Origin of the sequence: Cognataquiflexum nitidum, from assembly GCF_022538055.1 — a bacterium.
In the GTDB taxonomy this organism is placed as follows: Bacteria; Bacteroidota; Bacteroidia; order Cytophagales; family Cyclobacteriaceae; genus Cognataquiflexum; species Cognataquiflexum nitidum.
In genome coordinates this window covers 207,788-220,256 of sequence record NZ_JAKZAM010000004.1, presented here as the reverse complement: position 1 = coordinate 220,256, position 12,469 = coordinate 207,788, and the positions used below count along the sequence as shown (strand labels likewise).

The following is a 12,469-nucleotide window of genomic DNA, read 5'->3' as shown; positions in this document are numbered from 1 at the left end:
ATTAACCCTTCCCAGAAGAATATCTTCCTTTCCACTCAAATTTTACAAATAAAGCCCCGAAAGCACTAACAAGAACGTAAACAGGATGGCCTATTCCCGTGAACAAAAACCAGATCCAGTGTGGTCTGATCCCAAAACTCCTCAAAACATTTCCTAAGACTTTTGTTTCAAAGTAAATCTTCAAAATCCAGACTGCTGCAAATACCAACATCCCGGGGATTCCCATAAAAAGGAGGGAAAAACTCAAGAGGAAGGCAACCTGAACAGCAACCGGCAAGACTGAAGCCAAGGCATGGGACAATGATTTGTGGGATTTCCATTTTGATGCCCATCTGATTCTTTGTGAAAAAAGTGCCTTCCAAGAACCTTGTGGCTGCGTGTACACAAGGCTTTCTTGGAGGTAGACAACAGATTCAGGTCCGAATTTATTGACCATCTTTTTCAATAAAAACTCATCATCACCAGATAAAAAATCCTCATTCCCCTGATATCCCTCTACTTCCAAAAAGGCCGATTTTCTATAAGCCATATTGGCAGCACTGCACATGATGGGAGAACCTAAATGAAACCCGGCCTGTGTCACCAATAAAATACTTGCCCATTCGATCTGTTGGAATTGTTCAAAAAAACCGATATCTCCTTTAGGTAAAACAGAACCTGCAACCATTTTTATGCTTTCATCGGAAAAAGGCCGGATCATTTCCTCCACCCAATTCTTAGGAAGAAAACAATCTGCATCGGTAGTCAGGACAATACCTCCAAAGGCTTTATTGATGCCGGTTTTCAGTGCGGCTTTCTTTCCTTCACCTTCGCCTTCCAGCGAAAAGACGTCCAATTGCTCATCTGATAGTGATTCAATCAATTCATCAAGCTTCTTTTTCCCAGCATCTTCACTATGGTCATTGATAAAAACAAGCTGTAGTGGCCTTTGGGAAAGACCTGACAATTGGCCAAAAAGTGTTGGAATTTTTTGTTCTTCATTCCTGTAAGGAATCAAAATGGTAACCAACTCAGGTTCTCTAAATTTAGGGAATATCCGGCGCTTTTGCTTCCAAATTTTATGCAATAAAAGCAATAAAAGCCCATAAACTATCCCAAACAAAAGGTAAAATGTTAGCATGAATTGGTTTAATTTGCGGTAATGAGTAAAGAAGACAAAAAAGAGGCAAAGGAAAAAATAATTTTGGGGATTGATCCCGGTACCAATGTGATGGGTTACGGTTTGTTGCTCGTGGAGGGCAAAAAATACAGCGTGCTCCAATTTGGTGTCATCCATCTCAAAAAATATGTCGGACATGAATTGAAGCTGAAAAAGATCTTTGAAAGAGTCACAGGCATTATTGAAGAATTTCATCCAGACACGGTTGCTTTGGAAGCGCCATTCTATGGTGAAAACGTCCAATCCATGCTCAAACTGGGACGTGCACAGGGAGTCGCCATGGCAGCAGCTTTGGCAAGGGACATTCCGATTACGGAGTATTCTCCCAAAAAAGTCAAGCAATCTGTCACCGGAAATGGAAATGCTTCCAAAATCCAAGTGGCAGAAATGCTCAAAACGCTACTCAAAATAGATGAAATCCCAAAGCTTCTTGATGCGACTGATGCGCTTGCAGTTGCCCTCTGCCATCATTTTCATGATGGAAGGCTGCAGACAAGAGGCCGGACGGCAGGATGGAAATCATTCCTGGAAGACAACCCAAACCGGGTAAAAAGCCCAAAATGAAGTTTTCTATCTTACTTTAGGTTGACGTTTTCAGATAAACCACATATCCATTGAATATCTGATTTGACATTTCTTTCGGTATACCAAATATTCCAAAGATGGAAGCCATCCTCAATATCCTTCAAAAATTTTCAAACATCCCTCAAGAATCCGTGGAGCGGTTTGTCGGGAAACTTCAAGAAACAAACATTCCCAAAGGAGAAACTTTGATCAGAGAAAGGGAAGTTTGCAATCAGCTTTCATTCATCAACAAAGGATTTGTCAGGAGTTTTTATTTCAAGGATAAAAAGGACATCACCATCAGCTTCAGCATGACGGGTGAATTCATCGCCTCTATGGCCAGCTTTATTTCCCAAAAGCCTTCCTATGAAACCATTGAAGCCCTCGAACATTGCCACCTGTACCAAATCAGCCACCAAGATTTGATGGATTTGTTTGGAAAAGACAGTCATTTGGAGCATTTGTACCGGCTGATTCTGGAGCAATACTATGTGTCTTTGGAGGAGCACCTCATTTTTTCAAAGTTCAAAACAGCCAAGGAGAGGTATCTTGAGTTGATAGAAACCAAACCTTATATCATCCAAAAAGCTTCCGTCGGTCAGGTTGCTTCTTACCTCGATATGAGCCTGGAAACGCTGAGCAGAATCCGCGCAAGCATCTGATTTTTTGATTTTTATCAATAGCCTTCCCTCACAATAAATTGTAATTTTGTTAATTATCAGAATTGGTAAAGCGTATTTTCTATTTATCCAATTTCAAATTTCTTTCCAAAAAACCCAAAATCAACTATGAAAGGTCTTCGCCAATATATTCCCTTTTTTGCTTTGGTATTTTTGTACCCTATACTTTTCTCCTGCAACAGCAGCACGACTGAAATGACTTTTGATTCTTCCAAATTGAGGAAGGCGACACAGGAAGAAACAGAGAAAGTCATCGAGCAGTTTATCATGGCAGAAGACAGCATGGTTATCGAAATCCCCGCAGGATTTTATGCCCTGAAAACCCAACTGATCCTTGACAACAAAAACCACATCACCATCAAAGGGGCAGGATTGACCGAAACTGTCCTTTCTTTCCGGGACCTCAAAGCCGGCGGTGAAGGTGTCAAATTGGTAGGCAACAATATTACTATCCAAGACCTGAGTGTCGAAGATGCACCGGGAGACGGCATCAAATCACAGCATTGTGACGGGATCACCTTCCGAAAAGTCAATGTCACCTGGACCAATGGCGACAAATCCAAAAACGGAACTTATGCCATCTATCCTGTCCAATGTAAAAATGTCCTGATCGATGAATGCATCGCCTCGCATTCTAAAGATGCCGGGATTTATGTCGGCCAATCCGAAAATATCATTGTCCGGAATTCGCTAGCCTTTGGCAATGTGGCGGGAATCGAAATCGAAAACTCCGACAATGCTGAAGTTTACGGAAATACAGTTAGGGATAATTCAGGTGGGATTTTGGTATTTAATCTCCCCGGCCTTCCAAAGTCCGATGGGCGGGGCACAAAAATCTACAACAACGAAATCCTCCACAACAACCATAAAAATTTTGCCACTGCGCTGAGTGAGGATCCCAACGGGAATACCGTAACGATGATTCCTCCCGGTTCGGGCATCGTTATCTTGGCTGCCAAGGAAGTGGAAATTTTTGACAACCGAATCCACAAAAACAAAACAGTGGGGCTCGCCATTGCCAACTACCATGTCACAGGATTCCCGATGGATGCCCCAAATTGGTCTCCCTTTACCTCCAATATTTTTGTACATGACAATGACTACCAAAGAACCTGGCATTTCCCTGATTTCACAAAGGAATTTGGGCAACTGATTTCAGTGTACAATGCCCATGGATTTGCAAGAACTCAGGACATCATCTATGATGGATTTTGGGACAAGACCATATCAGACAATATCCAATCAAACCCAATGAAAATCTGTATCAGGGAAAAGGAAATGGAGAAGATACATTTTACCCTTTTCGATCTTTGGGAAGGTGAGGACAATATCAAATCATCCAAGGATTATGCGCCTTTCAATTGTGAAGTGCAGGTCAAAACGGATGTCAGTGCCATTGCGAATCTTTAAGTTATGAAATCGTATAAAAAGTACTTTTCGATTAACCTGGCTTTAGGCCTACTGCTTTTGGTTCTTTCCTGCGAAAAAAAACAGGAAGAAACTACAAACAGTAAGGTCGAAATCTCAGAAACAGAAGCGCCTTTGGTCGAGACTGCTTCTCTGGATTTCAGTCAGATTCCATTCAAAAACCTGTCGGATTATGGTTTTTTCAAAGGAAAGCTCAAATCGCTAGATCCAGATGAAGGCGTGCTTTTGTATGAACCTGCTTCTTCCCTCTTCACAGATTATGCACACAAGTCCAGATTTATCTGGATGCCTGAAGGTACTGCTGCCAGCATCCGGGAAGATGACGAAGGCAGCATGGATTTCCCTGACAATACGGTCATCATCAAGAACTTCTATTATCCGGCAGATTTCAGAAAACCTGAAGCGGAAAAAAGAATCATAGAAACCCGCCTGATGGTCAAAAGAAACGGGGTTTGGGATGCCTACCCATACGTTTGGAAAGAAGATCAAAGCGATGCTATATATAAAGTTGTGGGAGCAGAAATCGAGGTTGCTTGGACAGACCTTCAGGGGAAAGAGCAAGTCATCAACTACATCGTACCCAACAAAAACCAATGCAAAAGCTGCCACAATGAGAAAGAGCAACTTGTTCCTATCGGTGTCAAAGCCAAGCACCTCAACCATGAAATCAGATTTGCCGAAGGAGAAAAAAACCAACTCGTAAAATGGCAAGAAATGGGATACCTCTCGGATCTGAATGATCCAACAACTTATCCAGCCATGGTGGATTACAACATTCCTTCCCATTCCTTAGAACTCCGCGCAAAAGCTTATCTAGACATCAACTGTGGACACTGCCACCGAGCGGATGGACCCGCAAGCACTTCAGGTTTGTTTTTGACTTATGAGGAAACAGATCCCTTGAAGCTTGGCATTAACAAAACCCCCGTTGCGGCAGGTTTCGGTGCCGGGACATTCAAATACGATATCGTACCCGGACAGGCAGACCAATCCATCCTGACTTACCGCATGTCCACCAATCAGGTGGGTGCCGCCATGCCCGAAATCGGCAGGGTTATTGTACATCAGGAAGGACTGGAATTAATCAGGGAGTGGATTAATGGGTTGAAATGAAATAGTACCATCAAAAAATATTTGACTTAACTTGTTTGGAGCGACCATTTATCTAGGTGCAATTGGATATTAATGGATATTGTGCTGTTAACCAACCGTTTGAAAGGCTTTGATAGCCAACCCATCAATCCATAAAAACTTATTGAGAAAAATCTTCTTTAAGAATCAAAACAGCCAAAATACATAGAAGAAAAATAAAGGAGCTTAAAATGCAGTATAGAACCGCTTCCAAAAATGAACAGGCCCTAATTGATCAAGAAATGGAAAATTTGGCTTTAGAAAATCCTGTAGCATTTTCCAAAGCGATGTTGGAGGATATGGAGGAAACCATCAATGAAGCAAAAGAACTCCACAAACAAAAAGGCCGAATCGATTGATCCGGCCTTTTGATTTTTTAATCTTTATACACCCCACTCGGCCATTTGTCATTGGCAACATTGATATCTGTGATAACTTTGTCAGGATCGATTTCTACTCCTACAACTTTTTTATCGACTTTGAGCAGGTGCGTCCATTGGTTGCCTTTGAACCAGATTTCTACAGGTAGCATCCTTCTTTCCTTTTGTCCATCTTCGTAGGTGATTTCCAAAAGTACAGGCATCGGCATTTCACCTAGGTTAGAGAGTGAAACCAAATAATTGGCTCCGTAAGGCTGCACGCTATTGATGGCTAGATCGATGTTGGCATTGCTATAGAACCATCCTTTCCAGAACCAATCCAGGTTTTCGCCTGCTACATTTTCCATATGGTTGAAAAAATCCGTGGGCTGTGGATGCTTGTAAGCCCAGGTTTTGATATAGGACCTGAAGGCATTGTCAAAGCGCTCTGCACCGAGAACATATTCTCTCAACATCATCAGACCCAAAGCCGGTTTCATGTAAGCGACCATTCCAAGATTGTTGGATTGGGTCCTGTCAGCATGCGTGGCGATCGGTTCACGGTCTTTGTTGGTAAGCCAACCAAGGTACCTTCTGGTTTGGATGAGCGAATTGGTATATTCACCGTTATTGAATTCAAGATAGCTGTAATAATTGATGAAAGTATTGAAACCCTCATCCATCCATGCGTGTCTTCTTTCATTGGTGCCCACTATCATGGGAAACCAATTGTGTCCAAACTCATGGTCAGTTACTCCCCAAAGTCCTGCACCTTTGGATCGCCAACTACAGAAGTTGACTCCCGGATATTCCATGCCGTTGATTTCTGCGGCCACATTGACGGCAACCGGATAAGGGTATTCGTACCATTTTTTGGAATAATGCTCCACAGAAGCTTTGCTATATTCTGTAGACCTTCCCCAAGCTTCCTGACCGTCACTTTCTTTTGGATAGACAGATTGCGCCATGGCTTTCTTGCCACTTGGCAAGTTGATCCTAGCTGCATCCCAGATAAATGCTTTGGAAGAGGAAAAAGCCACATCTCTTGCATTGTTGATTTTGAAATGCCAAGTCATGGTTCCTTCTTGTTTTGGACGATGATTGGCATAATCTGTAACTTCTTCAGGACTGATGAGGTACACACGCTCATCACTTTGAGCAGCTTTATTCATCCTGTTCTGCTGCTCTTTGGTAAGCACTTGAGTGGGATTAAGCAATTCACCGGAAGCTACTACGATATGGTCAAAAGGAACAGTGACTTTGTATTCAAAATCCCCATATCCGAGGTAAAACTCGCCTGCACCAAGATAGGGATCAGTATTCCAACCTGTCACATCGTCGAATACTGCTACTTTTGGATACCACTGCGCCATGGCGTAGATGGTTCCGTCTTTGACCTTGAGGCGGCCCATGCGGTCCATTCCTTTTTCAGGAATTTTGTATTCGAAGTCCATAGAAACCGTCGCCTTTCCACCATTGGCGGAAATAGGCTCTGCAAAAAACACCTGCATCCTCGTGTCGCTGATCAGGTGTTTCTCCGAAACAGGTTTGTTTTTTCCGATGACTTGGGCTTTGAGGTTTTCGATTTTGTAACCGCCGTCCACATCACCGTTGTAGCGGTTGCCCTGTACAGGAGTGGTGAGTTGTCCCCTTGAGTCTGCGGTAAACCTGTTTTGCTCAAGATAGAGCCATACAAAATCCAGATTCTCAGGGCTGTTGTTTTTGTAGGTGATGGTGATTTTTCCTTTTAGGAGATGGTTGGTTTCGTCCAAAGCCACATCAATCAGGTAATCGGCACCGTTTTGCCAGTACATCGGGCCGGGCTTACCGGAAGCAGTCCGATAGGCTGTGCCTTGTCTATACCCAAATTCGGTAAATGCTCCGTCTCTGTTGTCTGTGACTACTTGGGCCCGAATGTCCTGTCCAAAAACCAATGCAATAACAAATGCAAAAATTTTTACACTTTTAATTCTTATCATAAATTTCAACTATTTAATATTTCGGCTAAAATACAGAATAGGATCAGAAGAAAAAATTCATTTTGAAGCTCCCAAATCCTAAATAACCAAACATTCACGCAAAAAGGGAAATTTGGAAATCGAAATAAATCCTAGGTACTTTGCCGGATCAAAAACCACAGCTATTCATGCGGATTAGATTTACTATTTTGGGTTTGTTACTTTCATTTGGCACTGCGAAAGCCTCTCAGGATACCACGACTGTGGATTTGGGAGAAGTGACCATCATGGAAAACAGGATGGAAATACCTTTTAATAAGGTTTCCAGAAACATTACCGTCATCAATAGAAAAGCCATTGAAACCACTCCTGCGAGAAGTTTGCAGGAGGTACTTTCATTTACTCCGGGAGTCGATGTCAGGCAACGGGGAGTCAGCGGGGTACAGGCCAATATCGGAATTCGTGGGGGAAATTTTGAACAGACGCTGATGTTGATCAACGGCATCAAGCTCACCGATCCGCAGACAGGTCACCACATGGTCAATATTCCTGTTCCCCTTCAAGCCATCCAAAGGGTGGAAGTGCTCAAAGGACCGGGGTCGAGGATTTTTGGACAAAATGCTTTTGCGGGAGCTGTCAATGTCATTACTACCCTTTCAGATAAAAAGAGTCTAAATATCCAGGGATTTGGAGGGGATTTTGGAATGCGCGGGGGAAGTATCGTTTCTTCCCTTCCTTTAGGCAAATACAAACAAACTATCTCTGCTTCCCATGATGCTTCAGATGGACATTGGTACAATTCAGATTTTAAAGTGACCAACCTATTCTATGAATCAGGGTTTGACATCAATGACCGAAATGAAGTCCGGGCCATGGCAGGATATTCAGATCGGGACTTTGGGGCAAATGGCTTCTACACCAATTCCTTTCCCGAGCAATGGGAAAGTGTACAGACTTTTCTTGCAGCCCTGAGCCATACTTACAGATTTGACAAACTCTATTTTCAGACACGCGGATATTGGAGAAGGAATGATGATGAGTTCAGACTCAGGAGGAATGAACCGGCTTTTTTCACCAATCTACACACTTCGGATGTATTTGCCTTGGAGCTGAACGGCACCTACACTTCCAAAATCGGAACTACAGGATTGGGAATTGAAGGCAGGGAAGAGAAAATCGAAAGCACCAACCTTGGCAGCAGAAGCCGGACTTTTGCGGGAATCTTTGCAGAACACAGGATTGAATTTGCCGAGAAGTTTGACTTCCGGGCTGGACTTTATTCCAATTACTACAACGAATACAAATGGAAGCATTTTCCCGGAGCAGAAATCGGTTATCAGATCAATGCATATTCCAGACTTTATTCCAATTATGGAATCAGCTTCCGGATCCCGTCTTTCACCGAATTGTATTATGAAGATCCAAGCAACCAAAGCAATCCTAATCTCTTGCCCGAAGAGGCCGAGAACTTTGAAATCGGCTGGAAATACAACAAAAGCAGGTTGCGAACCGAGTTGGTGTTTTTTCACAGATTCACCCAAAACCTGATCGATTGGAACAGAGAACCAAGCGAAACCCAACCCAATCCCAACAAGTGGACACCGCAGAATATCTCTGAGGTGCGGTTTAACGGCATCGAGACATCTATCCAATACCTTGCTGACTTGGGAGGCGAAAATGCCAAAATCAAGGAATTGATGTTCAGCTACAATTATATCAATGCGGACCTCAATCAAGCCCTAGGTGTCGAATCTCGTTATGCATTGAATTCGCTTAGACATCAGGTGATCGGGGGCATTCAGGCGGAGTTTGTCAACCGTGCCGAACTCACCATCAAGGGAAGGTATATTGAAAGGATGGCTTTGGAACCTTATTTCCTATTGGATGCAAGATTAGATTACAACAGGCTAAAGAAATTCGGGTTATTCTTGGAAGCCTCTAACATCACCGATGCCGATTATGTCGAAGCGGGATTTGTGCAGATGCCGGGAAGATGGTTTAAGGCCGGGTTTATGATTAATCTGGATTGAAAAATTAAGTGGTTTACCATTTCTTTGCCAGGAACCCAATATTCCTTGAAAAGCAGGACGGAAGACCGAAGTCAGAAGACCGAAGTACCGGACATTTAAGTTTCATACCAAGAATTATTTTGTGTTTCCCCTTATTGATATCAATGCAAACAGAAGTAAAAACAACTATGTATTTCGAAAAAATCCTATAATTTAAAAGGACAGAAAAAATTTTTTAAACATAAAAAAAGCCTCGTTTGAGGCAATGTGGGAGTTGAGGGATTCGTCCGCGATAGCTATCGGGACCCCGACCCTCTGACAAAATTCTAAAAAATCTTTTTAGAATTGAGTATTTGTGGGAGTTGAGGGATTCGAACCCCCGACCCTTCCGATTATAAATCGGAATGCTCTGAACCGGCTGAGCTATTTATGATTGATCAATTCAATGATTTTTTTTCTGCTCTTCATTGATTTTATTTGTCGTTCTCGGGCATAGGCTGATTTTTTGTCTTCAAATTCTTCCTTGTATACCAAGACCCAATCCGGAGAATTGCCTGTAAATCCTTTGTGATTTGAATTGTGTTTTCGCAATCTTTCATCCATTACATCGCAAGTATGTCCGACGTAATATTTGTCAAGGTTTTTTGAGTAGAGGATATAAAAACTACAAGGCATAAAAAAAGCCTCTTTTGAGGCTATGTGGGAGTTGAGGGATTCGAACCCCCGACCCTTCCGATTATAAATCGGAATGCTCTGAACCGGCTGAGCTATTTATGATTGATCAATTCAATGATTTTTTTTCTGCTCTTCATTGATTTTATTTGTCGTTCTCGGGCATAGGCTGATTTTTTGTCTTCAAATTCTTCCTTGTATACCAAGACCCAATCCGGAGAATTGCCTGTAAATCCTTTGTGATTTGAATTGTGTTTTCGCAATCTTTCATCCATTACATCGCAAGTATGTCCGACGTAATATTTGTCAAGGTTTTTTGAGTAGAGGATATAAAAACTACAAGGCATAAAAAAAGCCTCTTTTGAGGCTATGTGGGAGTTGAGGGATTCGAACCCCCGACCCTCTGCTTGTAAGGCAGATGCTCTGAACCAGCTGAGCTAAACTCCCAATAAATATTCTTTTGATTCGAGCCATTGACCCTTCCGATTTAAGATCGGAATGCTCTGAACCAGCTGAGCTAAACTCCCAATAAATATTCTTTTGATTCGAGCCATTGACCCTTCCGATTTAAGATCGGAATGCTCTGAACCAGCTGAGCTAAACTCCCAATAAATATTCTTTTGATTCGAGCCATTGACCCTTCCGATTTAAGATCGGAATGCTCTGAACCAGCTGAGCTAAACTCCCAATAAATATTCTTTTGATTCGAGCCATTGACCCTTCAGATTTAAGATCGGAATGCTCTGAACCAGCTGAGCTAAACTCCCAATAATTAGGTGTAAATAAGAATTGTGGGAGTTGAGGGATTCGAACCCCCGACCCTCTGCTTGTAAGGCAGATGCTCTGAACCAGCTGAGCTAAACTCCCGAAATAACCTTTGTTACTAAACGGATTGCAAAGGTAGATTTAATTTGATTTGGTACAAATTATAAAATGAAAAAAATATCCATATTTCAATAATCCCTTGAAAATGAAGGGATTTTATTGGATTACCAACCCCATCAATTTTCCTTCTTTCAGTTTTGAAAGAAGCCAATGTCTAAAGAACTTCTTTTTTTAACGAAATCCTCAAAAAAACACTGGGCTTCTTGTCATATTATTGTAACTTTTTTACACTAAAGATCAGTGATAAAAAAACCATAACTATGAAAAAAGTCTCCAAATTGCTTTTCCTTTTGTTCTTTTCATTATTTGGGAATTGCTTTAGTCAATCTTTTGAAGAAAAGTTATTAGGAAAATGGAAATTGACTAAAGACGAAGGATTTGAGTTTTTCATGAACACGCCAGAAGCTATAAATTCCTCGAAGGAAGAAGTAGAAACATTCGTTGATTGGATTGAAAAAGTCCATGATCAAACCTTCATGAATTTTTTTAGCCTAGACTCCATGAGCTCGACAATAGTGGATGGAAAAAAGATAATCCAGGAAAAATCCCTTTGGAATTTCAGATATGCTGATTCCGTCGTCACTTGGCAAATAAGGTTTCATCCTAAAGTACTTCAGGTAAAGGTCGTAAAATTGACTGAAAATGAGCTTATTTTGGTCTATCTAGACGCGGATCAAAAACCTGTAAGGTTCCGAAATAGTTATCAAAAAATTAAGGAAGACAAGGAAAATTGAGGTAAAATTCTATTTCTATCTTTTAATAAGTCTACTGAAAAAATAAGGGGTCTTTATTATTTCCAAAATTTTTTGGGTGTAAACATTCCCGATTAAACATTCAAGGAAATTAATTTCCTTAAAAACCTTATCAGGATTCACAAGAAACAAGGCAATTGGCATTGGGTTCTACCTATTTAGAAATTAGGAAAAAGGTTCTAATCAAAATCCCTAAAATGCCTGAATTTCAATTGACAATAAGCGAAAGTTTCGAAGAAACAAATAAATCAAACCTTTTCCCCTTTGCCAAAACTAGGGAAGTTCAATAATTGATCGTATTGGACTTAAATCTCAATTAGCCAAAATTGGCAAAAGCCTCTATTCAGATTTTAGTCGACTAATTTCATTTCCAGAATTGCAGGTTCAGTTTTCAATTTTTCTTTTTCAAGAACTATACAATTCATCTTTTTACACCCTAAACAATTCTTATGACAAAGTTAAATTTTACCCCCCCCCATCAACCGAAAATTGAAGTTTTCATTTACGCATTTGTTATATCAATTTTTATCATTCCTGATTATTCTGATAGCTTTTTCATCTTGTCTCGAGGAGCAAACGAAATTAGTTCCTGAGATTGAAAACCCAAATCAAATTGCAAAAGTCAAAGACTGGTTTGAGGCCAACAAACATCAACTCCGCATCCCAGACGGTGGGATCAGCTTTATGACAGAATCGAAAGAACTGATCCTACCCTTTTTCGAAAAGGAGCCTGATTGGGACAAATTTCACCATTATACATTCCCCGATGGCAGGGAGGTTTATGAAATCAACTTAGCAAATGCTGAAAAATATTTCCCGAAATACCTTAAAGACAGCCTAAATCTTTCCGATCCTTCTAAAGGAGTAATTCA

General features: G+C 41.3%; 11 protein-coding genes and 4 tRNA genes. 7 read left to right on the top strand and 8 right to left on the bottom strand.

Going from position 1 to position 12,469, the window contains the following annotated elements:
- Position 1 precedes the first annotated feature (1 nt).
- Positions 2–1,120 (bottom strand): glycosyltransferase, encoded by a 1,119-nt coding sequence (locus tag MMU07_RS04305; protein WP_241124602.1) that lies wholly within the window; start codon positions 1,118–1,120, stop codon positions 2–4.
- Between the two features lie 21 nt (positions 1,121–1,141).
- Here MMU07_RS04305 and ruvC point away from each other — a divergent pair, with 21 nt between their 5' ends.
- The 5 genes from ruvC (at position 1,142) to MMU07_RS04280 (ending at position 5,321) form a co-directional block, all read left to right on the top strand.
- Positions 1,142–1,723, top strand: a complete 582-nt coding sequence (gene ruvC / locus MMU07_RS04300; protein ID WP_241124601.1) for a crossover junction endodeoxyribonuclease RuvC — start codon at positions 1,142–1,144, stop codon at positions 1,721–1,723.
- Positions 1,724–1,821: 98 nt separating this feature from the next.
- A complete protein-coding gene (locus MMU07_RS04295) occupies positions 1,822–2,385 on the top strand; it encodes a Crp/Fnr family transcriptional regulator (RefSeq protein ID WP_241124600.1) in 564 nt (187 codons plus the stop codon).
- 126 nt (positions 2,386–2,511) lie between these two features.
- The gene (locus MMU07_RS04290; RefSeq protein WP_241124599.1) at positions 2,512–3,813 is read left to right on the top strand and encodes a parallel beta-helix domain-containing protein; all 1,302 of its coding nucleotides are present in this window, start codon (positions 2,512–2,514) and stop codon (positions 3,811–3,813) included.
- 3 nt (positions 3,814–3,816) lie between these two features.
- Positions 3,817–4,944, top strand: a complete 1,128-nt coding sequence (locus MMU07_RS04285; RefSeq protein ID WP_241124598.1) for an SO2930 family diheme c-type cytochrome — start codon at positions 3,817–3,819, stop codon at positions 4,942–4,944.
- A 209-nt stretch (positions 4,945–5,153) separates the two neighbouring features.
- Complete coding sequence (locus MMU07_RS04280) at positions 5,154–5,321, top strand: hypothetical protein (RefSeq protein ID WP_241124597.1); 168 nt, start codon at positions 5,154–5,156, stop codon at positions 5,319–5,321.
- 17 nt (positions 5,322–5,338) lie between these two features.
- Here MMU07_RS04280 and MMU07_RS04275 read toward each other — a convergent pair whose 3' ends face one another.
- Entirely contained in the window at positions 5,339–7,300 is a 1,962-nt protein-coding gene (locus MMU07_RS04275) for a M1 family metallopeptidase (RefSeq protein WP_241124596.1), read from the bottom strand.
- A gap of 167 nt (positions 7,301–7,467) precedes the next feature.
- Between MMU07_RS04275 and MMU07_RS04270 the strand changes: the two genes are divergently transcribed.
- On the top strand, positions 7,468–9,309 hold the full coding sequence (locus MMU07_RS04270; RefSeq protein WP_241124595.1) for a TonB-dependent receptor plug domain-containing protein: 1,842 nt from the start codon (positions 7,468–7,470) through the stop codon (positions 9,307–9,309).
- Positions 9,310–9,651: 342 nt separating this feature from the next.
- Here the strand turns inward: MMU07_RS04270 and MMU07_RS04265 are convergent.
- The 6 genes from MMU07_RS04265 to MMU07_RS04240 form a co-directional block, all read right to left on the bottom strand.
- Positions 9,652–9,713, bottom strand: a tRNA-Ile gene (locus MMU07_RS04265).
- Positions 9,712–9,963 (bottom strand): GIY-YIG nuclease family protein, encoded by a 252-nt coding sequence (locus MMU07_RS04260; protein WP_241124594.1) that lies wholly within the window; start codon positions 9,961–9,963, stop codon positions 9,712–9,714. The genes MMU07_RS04265 and MMU07_RS04260 overlap by 2 nt, the downstream gene beginning before the upstream one ends.
- A gap of 32 nt (positions 9,964–9,995) precedes the next feature.
- A tRNA-Ile gene (locus MMU07_RS04255) sits at positions 9,996–10,057 on the bottom strand.
- Positions 10,056–10,307 (bottom strand): GIY-YIG nuclease family protein, encoded by a 252-nt coding sequence (locus tag MMU07_RS04250; RefSeq protein ID WP_241124594.1) that lies wholly within the window; start codon positions 10,305–10,307, stop codon positions 10,056–10,058. The genes MMU07_RS04255 and MMU07_RS04250 overlap by 2 nt, the downstream gene beginning before the upstream one ends.
- 25 nt (positions 10,308–10,332) lie before the next feature.
- Positions 10,333–10,407 (bottom strand) — tRNA-Val (locus MMU07_RS04245).
- A 345-nt stretch (positions 10,408–10,752) separates the two neighbouring features.
- Positions 10,753–10,827, bottom strand: a tRNA-Val gene (locus MMU07_RS04240).
- A gap of 278 nt (positions 10,828–11,105) precedes the next feature.
- Between MMU07_RS04240 and MMU07_RS04235 the strand changes: the two genes are divergently transcribed.
- Complete coding sequence (locus MMU07_RS04235; RefSeq protein ID WP_241124593.1) at positions 11,106–11,579, top strand: hypothetical protein; 474 nt, start codon at positions 11,106–11,108, stop codon at positions 11,577–11,579.
- The last annotated feature ends 890 nt before the right edge of the window (positions 11,580–12,469 follow it).